This is a genomic window from Methanopyrus kandleri AV19, from assembly GCF_000007185.1.
Classification (GTDB): domain Archaea; phylum JAADCQ01; class Methanopyri; order Methanopyrales; family Methanopyraceae; genus Methanopyrus; species Methanopyrus kandleri.
This window is the reverse complement of sequence record NC_003551.1, coordinates 594,485-612,995: the sequence shown is the minus strand read 5'-3', so window position 1 is coordinate 612,995 and position 18,511 is coordinate 594,485. Positions and strand designations below refer to the sequence as shown.

Genomic DNA, 18,511 nt, shown 5'->3' with positions numbered 1-18,511 from the left:
GAGGTTAGTCCTCCCCCTTCTTCTTGAGGACGGAGACCCTGTCGGCTAGCCGGGCTCGGGGCTCGACGAGTCCCAGGAGACGCTTGTCGAGCTTCTTAACGCCCTCCTCGCCGAACTTCAGGTAGTCGGTGACGGTGGGTTTGTGTCGGGTGAACCTTCCCACCTGAACCTCGAAGTCGCAGGGCAGGATCTCACGGCAGATCTTCTCGATCTCCTCGACGATATCGTCGAGTCGGTCTTCGTCCTCGATCTCGACGATGATCTGGCCCGTCTGGACCTTCATGGGGATCTTCTCACCGTGGACTTCGATCGGGCGTCTTTCCGGGTGCTTGACCGGCTTACCGCGGGCGGGTCCGAAGGGGACTGCCTTGGGGAGCCCCGGACCGTGGATCACGATACGACCGATACCTTCAACCCTCTCCAGCAGCTCGTTCAGGAGCTTCTCCGTGGTGTCCGCGCTGAGGAGGCGCTGCGGGAAGATCTGCACCTCGGGCTTGGCTCCTTCGGGGATCTTGCGCTCCAACATGCGGGGCCGCTCGAGTTTCTCCTCCGGCAAGGTCGCGCCCCCTTTCGTTATGGGTTACGAAACGATACCACGGGTGCGGGAGGGCGTTCTTCCGGGGGGAGAGGGGAGTTTAACGCTTTGCCTCCTCGGCGGCGGCCTCTGTGATGTACTTCATCGGCTCCCGGAACTCGTCGATCTCACCGAACACGTCACCGATCAGCTTGCTGGTGACCTCCGGGCTGAACATCTGGGTACCGGCGTCCAGGGCCATCGCCGCCGCCACGGGCGGAATCGCGAAGCCCTTGGAGTGCCTGGTCACGATGTGGTTACCGTGGAAGATACCCGGACCACCTCCGCCGTAGATCGAGTGGCTGAAGAAGCTGAATCCGACCGCGGTACCCTCGGCTCGTCCGAAGTCGACACCGGGTAGTCCGGTCTCGTACTCGAGCAGGTCGTTGTAGTACAAGATCGTCGCGCTGACACCCTGAGCCGCTCGGGCGGCACCCTGGTTGACCATGACCGCGGCCACGAGTCCGGCGGCGGCGTAGGCGTTCCAGAGGTCCATGTCGTTGGCCTTGTACACCTTGAAGCCGGACGGGAGCTCCTCCTTGACCTCGATCACGCCGTCCTCGAGGGCGCGCTCGACGACCTCGCGGACGACGGTACCCACGGTACCCTCCTTACCGTGCTTCTTCACGATGTCGTACACCATGTTGTCCGCGTTCAGACCCTGGTAAGCGTAACCCAGCAGGTGCAGGCGCTCGAACGGACCGAGAGCGTCACCCATCTCGAACATCGCGGTCTGCTCGAGGGTCGCGGCCAGACACACGGCCTGCATGGTGTTCTTCCTGGTCGCGGCCACGATGTGGTTCACCATGATGTTACGCAGGGCGTAGCCGACACCCTCCTGCTTCATCGGCACGTCCAGCATCGAGGCGACGTTACCGCCGAAGTAGTCGATCGTCTGCGGGTAGCGACCGAAGACGGCCGCCTTGACCATGTTAGCGTCCCACATGTCGACCTCGCAGACGTCGATGATCGCGTGCACGACCGCCATACCGGCCTGCAGGGTACCGGAGTACGGGTCGGCCATGACCTTCACACGCTCGGACGGGAGCTGCACAAGGAGACGCTTACCGTCGTACATGGGCTCCACGTTCGTGTCGTCGTCCTCGTACACGCGGATCATCTTCTCGATCTCGTCCGCGATCGCCTCGGCGTTGTCCACGATGTCGACGTCCATCTCGCGGCCCGGGATCTTCATCCCCTTACCGCCGACGGTCGCGTTCTGCAGGGCGTTCTCGATACCCTCGAGGTCGATCGCGACGGTACGCTTGATGTCGTTCACGATACTCTGAATGGCCTCGTTGCGCATCGGAGAGAGCACCTCGATGGGAACTTCTTCCGCCACACAGTTACCGCGATCGTCGTACAAATCGACCGTGTCCTTGGCCTCGCGTGCCATAAGCGGGCCCCCCTAACTTCGCAGGGCTGCAGCTTTAAAGGGTTTCCTTATTCACCGGACCGCCGACCGTGTTATCAAGTGGGAGCGCAGGGCGCGTACCCGGGGGCCACCTAATTAACCCGCCGGTAGGGCGGTCACGATCGGGGGTGAGACCTCGCCCGTCCTCGCGGACGTGGGTGGACGACCGGGAGTGGACTGCGGTGGGTTCTGCCGGTACTGTTACTTCCGTGGGGTGGACTGGGAAGAAAAACGCCCTTTCGGTTGCAAGAACTGTCCACCCGGATCCCCCGGCTGTGACTACTGTGGTCGGAGCGTGTGGGAAGACAACGGGCCCTTCCGCCCGCCCGGGGTCGTGCTACAGGAGGTGGGGATGTCCCTTGGGTTCCGCCGGGAACGGGAGGCGACCGTGAGCGGCGGTGGAGACATTAGCAACTACCCGTGGCTGCGGGAGCTCGTGGCGAGCCTGAGGGACCTCGGGATTCGGAGCGTCCAGCTCGGGTACACGAGCGGGAAGGGGTTCGAGGACCCGGAGGAAGTCGAAGAGCTGTGCGATCTCGGGGTGCGGTCCGTCTCGTACACCGTGTTCGCGTGGGATCCGGAGCTCCGGCGGGAATGGATGGGTGATCGGTCTCCCGAGGCCTCGCTCGCGTGCTTGGAGGTGTTCGCGGATCGGTGCGAGGAGGTGATGGTGGCGGCCGTCCTGATCCCGGGTGTGAACGACGGAGACGTCCTGTGGAAGACGTGCGAGCGACTGGAAGAGCTCGGGATCGACGCGCTCCTCCTGATGCGGTTGGGGACGCGGGAGGAACACGGAATCATCCTAGGAAACTCTCTCGTACTGGACGTGAAACCGCACTCCTTGGACGAGTTCAAGCGGATCGTAACGGAAGTGCACGAGGAGTTCCCGTTCCGGGTCACGGGGACGCCGTTGTGGGATCCCGAAACGAGCGCCCCGTTCGCGCTCAGGACGCTGGGGGAGGAGCTCCGGGAGCTGCTCCCACCGGTCGAGGTCGAGTGTTCGCTGATCACCGGGAGGGTCGCAGCCCCTCTGATCCGCGAGGTGTTCCGACACGTGGAGGGTGGGGAAAAAGTGGACGTGGTCCCGGTCGAGAAGGACGTGGCGTGCCTGATCACGGAGAGGGACCTGGAACGGTTGGACGTCTCCTCGTTGAAGCGAACCGTGGTACTCCCCGGAAGGGCGCTCGTTCACGATGCACGGGCGGAGGAATTGTTAAAACGTGACGGTTTCGAGAGAGTCGTGCTGCGGGGTCCCGACCGTCTCACGCTCGACGGTGAGGCGAGCTGTGAGGTGGATAGGGAAGAGGTGTTGGAGTTCGAGTTGAACGCGTTCCGCGATCTCATCAACACGGTCAACATTCTGGGGGAGTGAAACTTGGACCACGACGCAGTAGCGATGCTTATGGAGGTGCGGGCGGATCTGAAGGAAGTAAAGGCGCTGTACCAGCGACTCGCCAGAATCATTCGGCAGGCGGGCCTCACGAACGATTACGAGTACATCATCTCGACGGCGGCCGCGCTACTGGTGCACGACAAGTACGAGAAGGCGCGGGAGGTGCTTTCGGGTCTGAAGAACCCGCGGGAAGGTGCGATGCTCACCATGGCCGCCCTGCGGGAGGCCAGCTTGCTGGACGAGATCCTGGGAGAACACACCGTGGAACCCGCCGAGCTGGTCGTGAACGGTGTGGGCTCGTTCGACGAAGCCCTGAAGAAACTGGACGAGTACCTAGTAGGTGAAGGTGAGGTGCGGCGCCAACCCGGTCCGGACATGTCGTACCTCCGAGCCACGGACGGGGCGATCTCTAATCACCTGCTGGGTCGTACGGTCGGCTACACCCTGAACACCACGCCGCGAGACTACGCCGAGTTCGTGGAGAACTCCGTCCACGCGTTCGCGTACGCGAGGCTGCTCCCGTCCCATCAGTGGCGCGTGAGGCTCTCCCTCGAGCCCTACGTGACGAACCCGTTGTCCCCGCCCTCGCTGATGCGCACGTTGGAGCTCGTGGATGAGTTGCGAGACCCGGAGCTCGTGATGTCCGAGCTGGACGTCTCGGAGAACACGTTCCTACGCTACTACAAGACGCTGGTCCGGTACCTGTTGGTGCATCCCGATCACGAGATCTGTGAGCCGACCGAGCTGGGCGAGCGGGCGTTGGACGACGAGGAGGTGCTCGCGGAGATAGTGTTGAAGCGTGGCTTCTGGGCGATCCTCAGCAAGCACCCGAACGGTGGCTCCGTGGCCGAGAAGCTGGCCAAGCGGAGCGTCGTGAACCGGAAGATGAAGTGGAAGGACGAGGTCGACATCAGCCTCCTCGTGGACGCCGCTTCCGACACCGATCGGGCCGAGGCCGAGCTCCCCGTGGTCCTGGCCGTACACGCCGAGGAGCTCTCGACGGTTCACCTGGCGGCCAGGGCTGGGGTCTCGACCGGAGTCGCGGCGGAGGTTCTCTACGAGCACTTCCCGGAGCAGGACTGGGAAGGAGAGCGGTTCGGGCTATGAGAACCTGGAAGATCCGAGTTCGCGGGATCGTTCAGGGCGTCGGCTTCCGCCCCTTCGTGTACCGTCTCTGCACGGAGATGGAGCTCGACGGCCACGTGCGCAACTTGGGATCCGAGGTGGAGATCGTAGTCAAGGCGACGTGCGACGAACTCGAGGAACTGATCCGCAGGCTGAAGGAGGAGCACCCACCGCTCGCCCGGGTACGCGAAGTACACGCGGAGGAAACGGAGGAGGACGTAGGCCCAGGCTTCCGGATCGTCGAGAGCGAAGAATCCGAGGACGTCGAGCTGCAGATCCCCCCGGACGCGCCGGTGTGCGAGGAGTGCCTGGAGGAGATTTTCGACCCGAAAAGCCGCAGGTACCTCTACCCGTTCACCGGGTGCACCAACTGCGGCCCACGGTTCACGATCATCGAGGGAATCCCGTACGACCGCGAGAACACGACGATGGTGGACTTCCCGCTCTGCGAGGAGTGCCGCCGCGAGTTCGAGGACCCGGAGGACCGACGTTACCACGCTCAGGTGGTCTGCTGTCCCCGCTGTGGTCCTAGATACCGGCTTCTCGACGCGGACGGCGAGGTCGTCGAGGGAGAGGAGCTCGAGGCTATCCGCGAGGCTTGCGAGCTCATCGAAGAGGGGAAGATAGTCGCTATCAAGGGGATCGGCGGGTTCCACCTCGCCTGCAAGACCACCGAAGACGAGCCCGTCGCCAAGCTACGCGAGCGGTTGGGCCGCCCTCAGCAGCCATTCGCCGTCATGTCCGGATCCCTCGACGACGTCCGCACCTTCGCCGAGGTGGACGGAACCGCGGAGGACCTCCTGACCGGACCGGTCCGGCCCATCGTCGTCCTACCCAAGAAGGAACCCTTCCCCCTCTCCGAGCTGGTGGCCCCAGGTCTGCACACCGTCGGTGTCATGCTCCCCTACACGGGTTTACACCACATCATGTTCGAGCGGTTCCTGGACGAGCCGGCGATCGTCATGACCTCCGCCAACCCGCCGGGCGAACCCATGGCGATCCGCAACTCCGACGCCCTGAGGCACCTCCGTGGGATCGCGGATTACTACTTAGTCCACGATCGACGTATCGCCGCCCGATGCGACGACTCCGTAGTGCGCGTCCTCGACGGGAGACCACGATCGCTGCGACGCTCCCGTGGCTACGTCCCCGAGCCGATCGAGCTCGAGTGGGCGCCTGATGACCTCACCGTCGTGGCCGTCGGACCCGAGCTCGACGTGACCGCCTGCGTGCTGCACCGCGGGAAGGCGTATCCCACACAGCACATCGGGAACACGTCCAGGGCTCAGACCCTCGATTTCCTCCAGGAGACTGTCGAGCGGTTCCTGCGACTGCTCCGATTGGACTGGAACGACGTCGACGCGGTGGCCTGCGACCTGCACCCATCGTTCGCCACCACGGGACTCGCCAGGCGATGGGCCGAGGAGCACGACCTGGAACTAGTCCGCGTACAGCATCACCACGCACACGCCCTCGCGTGCCTCGCCGAGCACGGGCTCGACCCGGCCGAGGAACCCGCGATCGCCGCCGCGATGGACGGGTACGGGTACGGTGACGACGGAAGCGCCTGGGGCGGTGAGATCCTGTACGTAGACGGGAACGAGTACGAGCGGATAGGGCACCTGGAACCCGTGTCCATGCCCGGTGGGGACGCCGCCACGTACCGACCGCTCAGGATGACGGCCGCGCACCTACACGCGGCCGGGTGGTCGGAGGAAGAGATCCGCGAGTTCCTGCTCCGGAGGCTCGAGGAGTGGCCTCACGCCCTAAAGCACGGCGAGCGGGAGGTTGAGGTGATCCTGCACCAGATCGAGCACCCGACGATCGAGACGACGAGCGCCGGTCGGTTCCTCGACGCCGTCAGCGCGGCCCTGGGGGTCTGTCACGAACGGACCTACGAGGGAGAGCCCGCGATGAAGCTCGAGGCCGTCGCGGTTCGGGTCGATCACGCGCCCGAACCGGACGTCGACGTCCGAAACGGGTCGGTGCGCGTCTCGAGCGTCGTGGCCCGGGCCGCGGAGACCGGGGACCTACGGTACGCCCTCACCGCACACCACGCCCTGATCGAGGGGTTCGCCGAGGTGATAGATGAGCACCGGGACGGGGAACCCGTCGCGATCACGGGAGGGGTGTTCAACAACGAGCTGATCACCCGAGGGTTCCGGGAGCTCTACGGGGCGGACCTTCTGGAACACCATGAGGTTCCCGCGGGTGACGGGGGCGTTTCCCTGGGACAGGTCGTGGCCGCGGTCCTGGAACTCCGGTGATTTCTCCCCGGTTTCTCCGGCGCTCCTCCCGACTTATGCCGCCGATCCGGGCCGCGGAACCCTCGCCCGATGGTACTCGCGCGCCGCGGTTCTCCCGTGAAGACGTTCGAGCAGTGTCAGACAGTACCAGGGTGGCCACGGGCTGAGCATCTCCAGGAGAACGTCGCGGAACTCGCCAGGGGTCCGCCCGAGAAGCATCCTGAGGAGCTTTCTACCGCCCCTCGGCCTGGAGTACGTCCGCAGTGGGTCGAACGGCATTCCCGTCAGTATCCCTCCGACCTTGCGGAGGACCTCACCCGCCAGCTCGAGGGCTTCCTCTGGGTCGCCCTCGAACCGGGCCAGGAGCGCCGCGAGCGCCCTCCGGACGGCCCGTGCGACGAACCATTTGGCCTTCCGGTGTTCGGCCAGCCGTGGGGCGGCCCTGCGTACCTCCCATAGCCACGCCTCCAGGAACCGGACGCTCTCATTCTCGGACTTGCCCAGGTAGATGGTGCGGCCGCGCTCGCCCTTCCGCGGCTTCCACCGAGCCTCGTAGTACGGCCCATACACCTTCCCGTTCACCGACCGATACGACGCACCCAGGAACGGGAGCACTCCGCGTCTCACGGTTTCGAGGAGCACGCGTAGAACCCGGGCTTGTTCGACGGGGTCCCGCGGTGGTTCGGGGACGCGGATGCGTTCCGGTGCCCGGACGGGCGTGGCGTCGGGACGGGCTGTAGGTAGTCCGGCCATCGGCCGTTCCCCCGCGTGCCGTCGACACTCTCCAAACGGCCGGCTTAAATTCCTTACGTTACAGACGCACAAATAGTAGGCGGCGCGGTCTGGTGCCCGACATGCAATTTGTGCGACGGCTAGTTTCCAAATAAGGACCCACCTTCGAGGAGTAGGACAGGGAGTAGAAGGGGGAGCGGTCGGTTGGGTCCCGCACTCGTCACCGATCCGCGGGAAACCGTATCGGGAGCGCTCCTCATCCCTGGCTTACGGAAGGCCTCCGAGCGGGCCTCACCCCGTGGTCCCTTCCTCATTGCGCCCGGCACGCTCGGTCGAGTTCAGCCCGGTCATCGCCCGGGGTAAACCCACTCGCCTTAACCGCGGTTAAACTGATCGGAAGACACCGACCGTAGCGGGTTCCCGCCTACCCTTCTGTTCCATATAGCATGAAAGTGCTCGGGTGGGTCCCACCATATTTTTTGGCGTACAGTTGACGGGATACCCAGCACGCTCAGCGTCGCAGGTTGAGTTTCCTTAACTCGTGGGGGCGAATTAGGTTGTCGCGAAACGTGCTCCGGAACCGGGGCCAGGGAGGAGTCGAGTACTTACTGCTGGCCGCGGCGATCTGCGTGTGGGCCTTCTTGGAGATATCGGTCCTCTGGTGGGTAATGGCCAAAGACGCGGGTCGTGCGGCTCAGGAGGCCGCCAAGATGGCGGCGGAGATGGCCCGACAGAAAGGTGTCGAAATTGTCGAGAAGTACGCCAACGCCATCACGTGATCGAACTGTCTTTTCCGCAAATAAATCGAGCTCTTGAACTTCCCGCGGGCGTTAACTCGATGTTGGATATTACGATCTATGTACGATTGTCGAAAAATCGTACGTAAATAATATTACGATTCTTCGACGATAATACGTTACACTTGCACGGACCATGCGATAACGCTCATGTAATCTATGCATTGGTACCATACTATTTACGTGCTATCATTCAACTTTCATGCACGAATGATACGTAAATCGTATGACCCTGAAAATACGGTTACGTTTCCAGATTTAAATATAAGGTGTCGCAAAGATCCGAGGGATGTTAAGCGGAGAGTCAGATATCGATGTCCAGTAGGGCGTCCAAACCCAGGTCCAAGTCCCCGAGGAACTTCAGGATCTCGGTGGCCGCGTACAGCGGGCTGGTGGCCGTTTCAAGGACGCCCAACAGCTGGTTGAGCACGTCGAGACCGAGTTCACCGCTGAGCGCGTACTCTGCGATCTGCTGGATCATGTTCAGGATGTTGTCCAAGGGTATCAGACCGTAGAACGTCTCCAGGAGGTACGCCAGGAGCTGGTACAGCAAGTCCAGCACATCGGACGGTGCGTTCCCGTCGAGCCAGTTCACCAGGTCCAGTAGCTGCGAGAGCTCCGATTGGCCCATGTTTATGGTGGTGGGGTCCTCACCCACGAGCACGTCCACCTGACCCTTCTGCGTGTCCAGGACCATGTACGGGTCCTCGGAACCGACCACGACCTGATCCCCGGCGGTAGTCGGATCGGACGACGGGTCGACGGACCCCGTGTCCGAGTCAGTCCGCGGGTCGTAGATCGTCCGGTCGGTGTCCCCGTAGTAGACGTTCTCCTCGACGTACGTGTCCCTATCGTCGACGTTGACCTCCCTGTCGACGTCGTAGATAACGCCGGGATCGGCGGGATCGTCAACGTCCACGACGTTGTCGACGTTTACGTCCACGTCGGGGTTGGACTCCGAGCTGGATTCCTGGACGCTCTCCACGTCGGAGATCGATTCGGACCTCGAATCCTGTATTTGATCCGTGTCTTGATCCAGGTCGGAGTACTGGGCGGTGTACTGGGTCGCGTCCGATTCGCTGCTCGATTCGCTGTACGAGTTCGAATCCAGATCGGCCTCCAAGTCGGACTCGGCTGTACTGATGTTCGTGTTGGACACGTCGATGTCGGTGTGGTCTCCCTCGTGCGAGAGGATGTTCTGAGGGTACTGAGGCTCCGAATCCGAGTCGGGACCTTCGGGGTGATCGTGATCGGGGCCGTCCGACTCTCCGTCGAGCCGGATCTCGGGTACGTCCGGCTCGTCGGAGGTACCTTCATCCCCACCGTCGAACTTGTCCTCACCCTCGTCGCGACCCACCGGGACATCCCTCCGACACTTACACCACGTAAAAAAAATAAAGTTAACAGTTTCCGGTTTCACCCGCTTTCGATTCGGGGGTGTGAACTCACCCCCGTGTCCCCGCTCATCGCGCCTCCGCGGCGCTCGGCCATAGCTCAGTTCGATCATCGTCGCTTGGGCATGAGTCGAGCCTCCTCCACGATCAGTTCGCCCGAAAAGCCGTCCCACCGCTTTTCGACGCGTTCGAGGACGATCCTCCGTTCGAAGAGGGGGGCGTCCAGGACGAGAGTCTCGTACTCGCCCCCCTCACCCGCGGGGTGGATGCGATACTTCTCGTACAACCGTCGGATGTCCTCGATGAAGTCTTCGTCGATCCTGCGGCCCAGCCAGGACTCGTCCATGCCAGCCGCCGACACGCCGATGATCATCACCTCGAAACCGCGCTCCACTAGGAGCTCGAGCTCTTCGAACGGGTCCATCCCCCACAGCGGGTGCACGTGCTCGATCCCAAGCTCCTCACACAGCCTGTCCAGCCGCTCCTTCTGATATCTGGACGCGATCGCTCCGGAGACCAGCGCGTCCACGTCGAGCCCCTCGAGGACGCGAGCTATCTCCTCGATGTCCGCCTCGTCGTCCCGTCCGGACCGTATCCTCACGGGTTCGAGTCCCATCACCTGGGCCACTAGCGCCCCCAGGTCCGCGTTCGGCACGTGGAACATCATGCTCTCCGGATCAGAGGGCACCACGGTGAGTCCGTGTGTCAGCTCGTAACCCTCTTCGACCGCCAGGTGCGCGGCCAGCGTCGAGTCCTTCCCACCGCTCAGCAGCGCGACGGCCCGCAAGGTTATCCCTCCGAAAAGTCGTTTACGTGAGAATGAACGGGGGTCCTCGGGGGTGAGGGGGTGGAGTACCCGTCAATCCCGAGGACGCTCAGGTTGATAATGTGGGCCGCCTATTGGATCAATGCCGTCAGCGTGATCGCCACGATACTCCTGTCGAGGTCCCGCCTCAACGTGCCGCCCGAACAGACGTACTCGTTTCTGGCGATCGCCGTAGTTTTCCTCGCCGCACTCGGTCGGGCCCTCCAACGTATCACCGGACGGCGCGTAGTCCTGACCAGAGATGCCGTGAAGTTCGACGGGGAGCGCATACCGTACGGGGACATTGAGGACGTGAGAGTCGTAGAGGCGGGGGCCGTCAGCGTCGTCGAGATTCGGACGACCGACGGGCGAGTACATCGCCTCCGCGTGGCCGATCCGGACCGCTTTCTCCGTGACCTCGTCGGGCTCCTCAGGTTCAAAGGTCCTTGATGGCCTCCACGATCTCCGCGGCCAGGTCTGGGTCCCGCTCCACGGCGGTCCCGGTGACGATCGCGTCCGCGCCCGCCTCGGCGAGCTCCCGTGCGGTCTCCGGGCTCCGGATACCGCCGCCCACGATCGTGAACACCCCGATCCCCGAGACTCGCCGCACCACCTCGGGCGGCACCGGCTCCGGCGCACCGCTCCCCGCCTCCAGGTACACCGCCTTCATGCCCAGGTGCTTCGCCGCCAGCGCGTACGCGACGATCACCTCGACCCGATCGAACGGGATCACCCGCGCGTCTCCGACCACCGAGACGGTCGTACCCCACTCGCCCACGATCAGGTAGCCCGTCGGGATCGATTCCAGCCCGAACCGCTCCACCAACGGCGCGCCCTTCACCTGCGCCTCGATCAGGTAGTACGTGTTCCGCGAGTTGAGTAGGCTCATGAACAGCACCGCGTCCGCGTTCGGCGCGAGACCTTCCGGGCCGTTCGGGAACAGGATCACCGGGACGTCCGCGACCTCCCGGATCGCCTCCACCACCGCTTCCACCTGCGATGCGTGCGCAGTCGAACCGCCGACCATCACCGCGTCCGTGCCCGCCTTCACCAGCGACTCCAGGACCTCCGGGACCTCCTCCGGACCCACGTCCACGGGGTCGAGCAGGGTGAGATGACAGGGGGTGCGCTCCCGCAAGTACCCGAACACGCCCATGGTCTAACCGCCTCTCGGCTCCCTGGCCTTGGGTCGTAGTCCCTTGTACCCGCACTTCCTGCACTTCGTGGCGTCCGGTGGGTTCCTCGCGTTACACTTCATGCAGATCAGTTTGTTGAAGATCCGGGCCTCCGCCTCCGGAAACTTCGCCATCCGAACACCCCCCTGCACTCCTCGGCTAGTCAGCTAATTTAGTGACGCCGGTGACTTTTCGGCCTCCGACGTTTCCGAAACGCATAATCCCGTATTTAGGTTGTAGAGGAGCGTTGTGTCATCTCATGAAGTCAGGAAACTAAAGTGTTCAGGAAACGCATGTGTATGTGGTTCGCAGGGGGTGGAATGGAGTTGGGTAACCTACCCAGGCCGGCCGCCTGGCTGGCCGCCCTGACCGCCGTGCTGCTGGCCGTCGTAGGACCGGCGCACGGGTTGACGCAGACCAACGCGGCGTTGAACCCTCAGCCAGTCCAAGGGTTGAACGTAGAGGGAGCCAGCAAGCCCACGTCGTTGGTCATAGACAACAGCGGTAATCTCGGCGCCGTGGAGGCAGGCAACCCTCCCACCCAGGCATGGACTACAGCACCCATAGTTGCGACAGTATACACACAGCCTAAGGTAGCCAAAGCGGAGATGGTGGGAGGCAACATCGACTTCACCGTAAGTAGACATAGACATCACGACCGGTACGATCTACAGGTACACCGGCACCGCGACCATCAGCGGGAACACACTGACGGTATTGACAGGCCTGCCGATCACACCGATTTCGTACCCCGGTGTGCCCACCGCCATAACCACACTGACGGACTTCCACCCGCTCGAAGTGGGCGGTAACGCGTACATCGCCGTGACCGGAACCGACGCTGCGTTGAATCCCGTCGTGGAGATCTGGACGGCCCCGACCACATCGGTGATTACGGTGATTCCCCCGAATCCGACGGTCCCAGTGACAATGGCGGGTACTATCAGCGGCGTTAAGCTGACGAAGATAGACGCCACGCACCTGCTGCTGGCGATACTGGGTACCAACGCGTACGCCGTCCTCGACATCACCAACCCGTCCTCACCGAGCTTGACGGTGGTAAGGACCCTCGCGCCGCCGGCAGGGTTCACCAACGTGGTGATCGACGATGCCGACGGTCCGTACATAGTCGCGCACGACTCAGCTAACCCTGCCAGCGCGGTGGTGTTCAAGATCGCCGCCGACGGTAGCGTCACGGACAGCCTCACGTTCAGCGTGACCGCAGGTAACCAGCCGGCGACGATCTCGATGTACTACGGAGGTAGCCCCATGTACCTGCTCGTTACCGACACGAGCGGTGAGTGCTACCTGGTCAAGGACGGAAGCCTCAGTGTGGTTCCACTGCTCAGAACACTGAGCGTGGGTGCAACACCGATATTCGCGACCAAGCAGTTCGTCTTCGTCGGTTCTGGAGGGATGGCGTACAACGTGTACTGGGTACTGCCGACGATCCGAACACACCGCCAGATGATTCCAATTCCGCCTGGCTGGATGGGAATGGTACCGAACGTAGTGGTGCTGGAGGTACCCGAGGTATCGGGTGAGGACAACATCGGTATCGACGAGGAGGTGCCGGGGTTCTACGGGTTCCAGCTGAAGACACCCACGGTACCCGCGCAGGTGACGTACTCGAGCGGTCAGATCGTGGCTCAGGCGACTGGCGGCGTCAGCAGTGACATGGTTTCGGAGGTTTATCCCACGGCCTACGGGATCGTCCTGAACACCTGGCCCAATGCGATCCCGGCACTCGTGATCGACATAGCCAACATGGACTGCTACCTAGCGGTCGTGGTCCACAACGTGACTATCGATCTCAGTGCCGAGACTATCTCGGTGACCCCGGAGAGCCCGACGTACAAGATCGTCGGTGCGATTACCGTCAAGGCCAGCTGGGAGGACCTCTTCGGAATGGCACACCAGAAGACCCTCGATCTGACGGGTAGACTGTCGGCCACCAACCCGGACGGTACGCCCGTCGGTGGGATCACCTACGACCCGGTGACAGGACTGGTGACCATAATCGGGGCCAAGGAACCGAAGGTACTCGTCAAGATCGACCTCAACGACTACCTAGAGGGTCTGCGCACGGTAGCGCTAGGAACCGGCGTCCCGCCCGTGACGTCGCTGGAGCAGCGTGTGAGTAACCTCGAGCACGCCGTCAGCACGCTCAGTGCGCAGATAGGCTCCATGAGCTCGGAGATAGCCAATATTAAGAGCGATATCAACAACATCAACGCAGAAATACAGGAGATCAAGAACGGGATGAAGAAGGGAGTACCGGTAAGCCCGATGGTTGTACTGGCCGGGCTGCTGGCGGCGCTGGCGGTCCTCCGGCGCCGCTAATCCCCCTCTCCTTTCTTCTCACCTATCGTTACGAGTTACATAACGATTCACGGACGGCTGATCACAGACCGTCTGGAAGGAACTCTTCCTGCACGCGCACGACCTCGGCACTCGTCTCGGCCCGCCGGTACGCTTCGAGCCGTTCGCGGTTGAGCTCCAGGAAGGCGGGACCCCACTTGAACCGCGAAATGAACTCCTCGGCCTCCCGCCTGAACCCGAGGATGTACAGGGCGGCGGCGAGCGCCTCCACGGTGCTCAGCTTGCAGGGTTTGCCGTAGTTGACGGGGTTAGCCGCGATCAGGTAGGGGAGGATCCTGTGCCGGCAGCGTCGTCTGAGCGGCCCGAAGTACCGGTGGACGTGCTCCCAGGAGCAGTCCACGGCGACCAGTCCGCGCTCCAGGGCGGCATCGCGATCCTCGCGGGAGAGGGCCTTCTCCACGGTCGGGTCCAGGACGACGGCACCGGTGGGCACGTCCCCGGGATGCCTAGTGAGCTCGACGAGACCCATACGATGGGCCCGTAGGGCCGTGCAGGCTTTCGGGTCGCAGTCGCGGGCGTGGAGGACGATCAGGCGCGGGGTTCGGCCACTATCACCGGTACGCGTAGGGCGGGGCTCCTGTACGGGCTCGTCTCCCGGACGAGCACCTCGACCCGGTAGTTCCTGTCCTCGAGCCATCGTCGGAGGTCCTCCTCCTGCCCTGGATAGTGGTAGGCGGAGATCAGGAGGACGGGGGCGTGTTCCTCGAGGGTCCGCTCGGCCCCGCGGAGGACGCGCTCCTCGGCCCCTTCGGCGTCGATCTTGATCAGATCGGGCGAGGTCCCCAGGTCGTCGAGGGCGACGGTCTCGACGTCGATGGTCTCCCGGGAGCGGACGAGCTCGACGGAGTGGGCGACGGTGGAGGGGCTGAGGTACATCTTGACGACGTCCTCGCGGTCGTAGGCGGCGGCTTCGACGACCTCGGCGTTCAGGTCGTTCTCCTCGACGTTGCGCCGGAGGAGCTCGGCGTTGTCGGGGTGGGGTTCGATCGCGAGGATCTCGCGGGCACCGTGGGCGGCCGCGAGGACCGTGAAGGCGCCCACGTGGGCACCCACGTCGACGACCTCGCGGGACCCCTCGAGCCACTCGTGGGGATATAATTCCCTGTACAGCACGTCCGAGATGGCGTCCGCGTCGCCGAGGGCCCAGAGGCGGAAGTACAGACGGTAGTCGCCGACCTGCAGGGGTACCGGTTCTTTCTCGATCACTTGACCGTGACCTCCAGGTAGCCGTCGATGATTGTGTGGAAGTCGAGCTCGTCGGTCCAGCCGGCGCGCTCGAACATGTTCATGAAGCATACGCCGACGAGGGGTGGGTTCCCGAGCTCCTCGAGGAACTCCCGGGCGTCGTCGGGTGTGGCGTCGGATATCGGCATGGCGAGACCGCCGAGGAGGACGACGACGTCCGCGCTCTCGAGCTCCTCGCGCTCGTCGGTGACCGTGTAGCCGTGGTCGCGCAGCTCCATCCGCAGGTACTCGCGGCGGAGGTCTATCGAGTAGTACTGCTCGAGGTCGGTCCCCCGCAGCGTGAACGCGAGGAGTTCCGCGAACGGCGTGCACGTGCCGGCGCATCCGGAGTACACGAGGACGCCCTCACCGTCGGTCAGATCGAGGACGGTCTCGCGGAAGCCGGTGAGGAAGGGTTTGAGGCCCTTCTCAGGCACCTGAGGTCGTCCCCCTTAGTGTTTCCAGTATTTCCTCCTTCGGCATGGCGCCCTCCCGGAGTATGTCGATGTTACCTTCGGGCGTGAGTTCGATCACGGTGGACGGTTCGCCGAAGCGGCACTCACCCTCGACCAGGATGTCCAGGCGGTCGCCGAGCTGCTCGAAGACTTCGTCGGGATCGGTCGGGGCGGGCCGACCGGAGACGTTAGCGGACGTGGTGACGATCGGTTTCCCGAACCTCCGAACTACGCGCAGGAAGAACGGATGATCCGGGATCCTGACCCCCAGGGTGCGCCTACCGGCCGCGACCTCGGGCGCGACCACACCGGGTCTTCGGGGGGCGACGATGGTGACCGGACCCGGGGTCAGCGTCTCCAAGGCCGCCTCGAGTCTAGGTACGGGCTCCAGGAGTTCCAGGGCCTTCTCGGGCGAGTGGACGGCGACGCTGACGGGCTTATCCTTGGGACGCTCCTTCGCGGCGTAGAGACGGCGAACGGCCTCGGAGTTCGTAGCGTCACAGCTCAGGGAGTAGACAGTGTCGCACGGGATGGCGACGAGTTTCCCCGCACGGAGGGCGCGGACGACGTGTTTAACCGCGTGGGGATCCTCCTCCTCGAGCACGGTAACCAATGAGGCGCCTCCCCCGGGGGGTGCTGTGCGTGGGGCTCCGGGCTGTCGCGTTCTCCGCAGACCTTTCCGAGGACGACGTGCGCGTGTCCCGAGGACTACTGCGGCGCGTGGAGCGCGATCTGAAGGAACTACGGCGGGGGTTCCGGGACGAGCTGATGTACGTGGTCCTGGGGCCGGTGTGCGGGGACGATCTCGCGGTAGTGTACGTCGTCGAAGAGGGGGCACTGGAGGACGTGAACGCCGCCGTCTTCGACCTCTTCAGGGAGTATGGTGGCGAGGACGTTATGGGGGTTTCGGAGTCTCCGGAGGGCGCGGGCGAGGGGCCGTCCTACGCCGAGGCGGCCTGCCCGGAGTCCGAGTACCAGGACGTGGTCGTGACGCTGTTCGACACGTACGCGGCGGAGAACCGCGTGGCCGAGGTCGCGGAGGTGTGTCGGAGGGCCGCGGAGGGTCTGTGTTACGACGTCGGCGGGGGACCCGTTCAGGAGCCCATGGAGATCCCGGGCGTGGGCTACGTTGGGCCGGAGACGGACGACCCCGTCCTGATAGCCACAACCGAGCGGTTGGATCAGGTGGGGCCGACGGCCGGGGCCATCTTAGGGGCCGGAAGGGGTGCGGGAGCGCGACCCGTACGTCGGGGCGCGCCGGCCGAGGTACTCCCGGGGACGGTGATATTCTCGGTAGCGATCGTGTTGAACGGGAACGTGATAGACGGTGTGAGGGCGCTGGAGGAGGGCACCGGCACCGAGCGGTGGCCGTTACGATACCTCTGACAGCACGTCGGCCATAGCCTCGGCGGCGGCACCGACGTCCACGTCGACGCCGAGCTCGCGCATACCGAGACCGATGCAGGTCACCGCCGTGATCATATCGCGGATCCGGACCTCACCCATGTGTCCGATCCGGAAGATCTCACCCGCTAGGTGGTCCTGACCGCCGGCGACCACCACGTCGTAGCGGTCCCGCAGGATCTCACCCCTGAACTCACGGTCGTCCACGCCCTCGGGGTAGGTGACTCCGGTCACGGTCGGCGAGGCTATCTCGTCGTCCTCGACGAACAACTCGAGCCCGAGTGCCCGGATCCCCTCGCGGACGATCCGTTGCATGAGACGGTAGCGCTCCCAGCGGGCCTCGAGTCCTTCCTCCTTCAGCCTCTTCAGTGCCTCGTGCAGGGCGTAGAAGGCGTTCACGGCGGGCGTGTACGGCGTCTGCTTCGGATCCTTCTCGAGGTATTCGAGGTACTTGGGAATGTCCAGGTAGTAGCTACCCGCGTCCTTCTCCTCCATGACCTCCAAGGCCCTGTCGTTGACGGCCACGAGTGCGAGACCCGGCGGACAGCCCAGGACCTTCTGCGAACCGGTGACGCAGACGTCGACGCCCCAGTCATCCATCCTGAACTCGACGCCACCCAACGACGATATCGCGTCCACGACGAACAGCGCGTCGTACTCACGGCAGATCCTAGCGATCTCCTCGGCCGGGTTGAGCACGGTCGTCGAAGTCTCGTTGTGGACGAGCGTGACGACCTCCGCGTCCGAGTCCGCGAGGGCTTCCTCCACGCGCTCGGGGTCCGCGACCTTGCCCCACTCGAACTCCACCCGGCGCACCTCGGCGCCCCGACGCTCGGCGATGTCCGCGAACCGCTCGCCGAACTTCCCGTTGACCACCGCGACGACCTCCTCACCGGGCTCGAGGAGGCTGTAGATCGCCGCCTCCATGGCCGCGGTGCCCGAACCGGTGATGATGGCGACGTTGCCGTCCGTCTGAAACAGGTACTTGGACAGCTCCACGCACTCCGTGAGTATCTCCTCGAACTCCTCGCTACGGTGGTTCATGACCTGTTTCGCCGATCTGAGGAGGACGTCCTCGTGCACCATCACCGGACCCGGTAGCAGGACGAGCTTCTCCAAGATCTACACCCCGTTCACACCGCGCCCAGGTCTGTGGGCTTTCCCGGCGGGCCCGATCCTGTTAAATCCTAACCGGAAACCTATTTCCGGGTGGTCGGAGTTGCTGACGAAGGAGCTATGCCGGGGTGCGGAATCGGCCACGGAGACGATCCGACCCAGCGGTCTGGCCGTGACGAACCGGCTCGTCATGTTGGCGCTGATGGAAGTAACCGGGAAGCGGGGTGCCTGCTGGCGCGGGAGCTCGGTGACGACCTGGAGTCGACGCTGACGAC

21 protein-coding genes are annotated in these 18,511 nt (G+C 63.8%); 9 read left to right on the top strand and 12 right to left on the bottom strand.

What is annotated here, in order from left to right; genetic code table 11:
- Window positions 1-4 precede the first annotated feature (4 nt).
- The gene (mcrD, locus tag MK_RS03485) at window positions 5-556 is read right to left on the bottom strand and encodes a methyl-coenzyme M reductase operon protein D (RefSeq protein WP_226988670.1); all 552 of its coding nucleotides are present in this window, start codon (window positions 554-556) and stop codon (window positions 5-7) included.
- 79 nt (window positions 557-635) lie between these two features.
- A complete protein-coding gene (gene mcrB / locus MK_RS03480; protein WP_011019021.1) occupies window positions 636-1,970 on the bottom strand; it encodes a coenzyme-B sulfoethylthiotransferase subunit beta in 1,335 nt (444 codons plus the stop codon).
- 172 nt (window positions 1,971-2,142) lie between these two features.
- Here mcrB and mmp10 point away from each other — a divergent pair, with 172 nt between their 5' ends.
- Genes mmp10 through hypF form a run of 3 tightly spaced genes read left to right on the top strand, consistent with a single transcriptional unit; the run spans window position 2,143 to window position 6,773 of the window.
- The gene (gene mmp10, locus MK_RS03475; RefSeq protein ID WP_011019020.1) at window positions 2,143-3,360 is read left to right on the top strand and encodes a methyl coenzyme M reductase-arginine methyltransferase Mmp10; all 1,218 of its coding nucleotides are present in this window, start codon (window positions 2,143-2,145) and stop codon (window positions 3,358-3,360) included.
- Window positions 3,361-3,363: 3 nt separating this feature from the next.
- A complete protein-coding gene (locus MK_RS03470; protein WP_011019019.1) occupies window positions 3,364-4,488 on the top strand; it encodes a hypothetical protein in 1,125 nt (374 codons plus the stop codon).
- The gene (gene hypF, locus MK_RS03465) at window positions 4,485-6,773 is read left to right on the top strand and encodes a carbamoyltransferase HypF (protein ID WP_011019018.1); all 2,289 of its coding nucleotides are present in this window, start codon (window positions 4,485-4,487) and stop codon (window positions 6,771-6,773) included. The genes MK_RS03470 and hypF overlap by 4 nt, the downstream gene beginning before the upstream one ends.
- A 33-nt stretch (window positions 6,774-6,806) precedes the next feature.
- On the opposite strand, the gene MK_RS03460 is transcribed toward hypF, so the two are convergent.
- Entirely contained in the window at window positions 6,807-7,505 is a 699-nt protein-coding gene (locus MK_RS03460; protein ID WP_011019017.1) for a DUF1678 family protein, read from the bottom strand.
- Between the two features lie 536 nt (window positions 7,506-8,041).
- Between MK_RS03460 and MK_RS03455 the strand changes: the two genes are divergently transcribed.
- Window positions 8,042-8,263 carry a hypothetical protein gene (locus tag MK_RS03455; RefSeq protein ID WP_011019016.1) on the top strand — a complete coding sequence of 74 codons (222 nt, stop codon included), beginning with the start codon at window positions 8,042-8,044 and terminating at the stop codon, window positions 8,261-8,263.
- Window positions 8,264-8,585: 322 nt separating this feature from the next.
- Here MK_RS03455 and MK_RS03450 read toward each other — a convergent pair whose 3' ends face one another.
- Window positions 8,586-9,638, bottom strand: coding sequence for a hypothetical protein (locus tag MK_RS03450; RefSeq protein ID WP_011019015.1), 1,053 nt, complete (start codon window positions 9,636-9,638; stop codon window positions 8,586-8,588).
- A gap of 146 nt (window positions 9,639-9,784) precedes the next feature.
- Entirely contained in the window at window positions 9,785-10,462 is a 678-nt protein-coding gene (locus tag MK_RS03445; protein WP_011019014.1) for a diphthine--ammonia ligase, read from the bottom strand.
- A gap of 60 nt (window positions 10,463-10,522) precedes the next feature.
- On the opposite strand from MK_RS03445, the gene MK_RS03440 reads away from it, so the two are divergent.
- Window positions 10,523-10,930 (top strand): hypothetical protein, encoded by a 408-nt coding sequence (locus tag MK_RS03440; protein WP_011019013.1) that lies wholly within the window; start codon window positions 10,523-10,525, stop codon window positions 10,928-10,930.
- On the opposite strand, the gene MK_RS03435 is transcribed toward MK_RS03440, so the two are convergent.
- Together MK_RS03435 and MK_RS03430 are read right to left on the bottom strand one after the other, a co-directional pair.
- On the bottom strand, window positions 10,917-11,636 hold the full coding sequence (locus MK_RS03435; protein ID WP_011019012.1) for a geranylgeranylglyceryl/heptaprenylglyceryl phosphate synthase: 720 nt from the start codon (window positions 11,634-11,636) through the stop codon (window positions 10,917-10,919). The two genes, MK_RS03440 and MK_RS03435, sit on opposite strands and share 14 nt — an antisense overlap.
- 3 nt (window positions 11,637-11,639) lie before the next feature.
- Window positions 11,640-11,789 (bottom strand): 50S ribosomal protein L40e, encoded by a 150-nt coding sequence (locus MK_RS03430; RefSeq protein ID WP_011019011.1) that lies wholly within the window; start codon window positions 11,787-11,789, stop codon window positions 11,640-11,642.
- A gap of 192 nt (window positions 11,790-11,981) precedes the next feature.
- On the opposite strand from MK_RS03430, the gene MK_RS03425 reads away from it, so the two are divergent.
- Together MK_RS03425 and MK_RS03420 are read left to right on the top strand one after the other, a co-directional pair.
- Window positions 11,982-12,467, top strand: a complete 486-nt coding sequence (locus MK_RS03425; protein ID WP_011019010.1) for a hypothetical protein — start codon at window positions 11,982-11,984, stop codon at window positions 12,465-12,467.
- Window positions 12,412-13,998: a hypothetical protein gene (locus MK_RS03420; protein WP_158295911.1), complete on the top strand. Its 1,587-nt coding sequence runs from the start codon at window positions 12,412-12,414 to the stop codon at window positions 13,996-13,998. The genes MK_RS03425 and MK_RS03420 overlap by 56 nt, the downstream gene beginning before the upstream one ends.
- A 61-nt stretch (window positions 13,999-14,059) precedes the next feature.
- On the opposite strand, the gene MK_RS03415 is transcribed toward MK_RS03420, so the two are convergent.
- The 4 genes from MK_RS03415 to MK_RS03400 are packed head-to-tail and all read right to left on the bottom strand — an operon-like array spanning window position 14,060 to window position 16,320.
- The gene (locus MK_RS03415; RefSeq protein ID WP_264370768.1) at window positions 14,060-14,566 is read right to left on the bottom strand and encodes a DUF367 family protein; all 507 of its coding nucleotides are present in this window, start codon (window positions 14,564-14,566) and stop codon (window positions 14,060-14,062) included.
- Window positions 14,566-15,243: an FkbM family methyltransferase gene (locus tag MK_RS03410; RefSeq protein ID WP_011019007.1), complete on the bottom strand. Its 678-nt coding sequence runs from the start codon at window positions 15,241-15,243 to the stop codon at window positions 14,566-14,568. The genes MK_RS03415 and MK_RS03410 overlap by 1 nt, the downstream gene beginning before the upstream one ends.
- Complete coding sequence (locus tag MK_RS03405; RefSeq protein WP_011019006.1) at window positions 15,240-15,698, bottom strand: DUF2124 family protein; 459 nt, start codon at window positions 15,696-15,698, stop codon at window positions 15,240-15,242. The genes MK_RS03410 and MK_RS03405 overlap by 4 nt, the downstream gene beginning before the upstream one ends.
- A complete protein-coding gene (locus tag MK_RS03400; RefSeq protein ID WP_226988715.1) occupies window positions 15,691-16,320 on the bottom strand; it encodes an L-threonylcarbamoyladenylate synthase in 630 nt (209 codons plus the stop codon). The genes MK_RS03405 and MK_RS03400 overlap by 8 nt, the downstream gene beginning before the upstream one ends.
- A 29-nt stretch (window positions 16,321-16,349) precedes the next feature.
- Between MK_RS03400 and MK_RS03395 the strand changes: the two genes are divergently transcribed.
- Entirely contained in the window at window positions 16,350-17,102 is a 753-nt protein-coding gene (locus MK_RS03395; protein WP_158295910.1) for a hypothetical protein, read from the top strand.
- Here MK_RS03395 and MK_RS03390 read toward each other — a convergent pair.
- Window positions 17,088-18,239 (bottom strand): pyridoxal-phosphate-dependent aminotransferase family protein, encoded by a 1,152-nt coding sequence (locus tag MK_RS03390; RefSeq protein WP_011019003.1) that lies wholly within the window; start codon window positions 18,237-18,239, stop codon window positions 17,088-17,090. The two genes, MK_RS03395 and MK_RS03390, sit on opposite strands and share 15 nt — an antisense overlap.
- 100 nt (window positions 18,240-18,339) lie before the next feature.
- On the opposite strand from MK_RS03390, the gene MK_RS09060 reads away from it, so the two are divergent.
- A complete protein-coding gene (locus tag MK_RS09060; protein WP_158295909.1) occupies window positions 18,340-18,507 on the top strand; it encodes a hypothetical protein in 168 nt (55 codons plus the stop codon).
- Window positions 18,508-18,511: the final 4 nt, after the last annotated feature.

What these genes read in the sequence shown, in the direction of transcription:
- mcrB (WP_011019021.1), bottom strand. Translation starts at nt 1,970, where the DNA reads ATGGCACGCGAGGCCAAGGACACGGTCGATTTGTACGACGATCGCGGT.
- hypF (WP_011019018.1), top strand. Translation starts at nt 4,485, where the DNA reads ATGAGAACCTGGAAGATCCGAGTTCGCGGGATCGTTCAGGGCGTCGGC.
- MK_RS03460 (WP_011019017.1), bottom strand. Translation starts at nt 7,505, where the DNA reads ATGGCCGGACTACCTACAGCCCGTCCCGACGCCACGCCCGTCCGGGCA.
- MK_RS03435 (WP_011019012.1), bottom strand. Translation starts at nt 11,636, where the DNA reads ATGGGCGTGTTCGGGTACTTGCGGGAGCGCACCCCCTGTCATCTCACC.
- MK_RS03430 (WP_011019011.1), bottom strand. Translation starts at nt 11,789, where the DNA reads ATGGCGAAGTTTCCGGAGGCGGAGGCCCGGATCTTCAACAAACTGATC.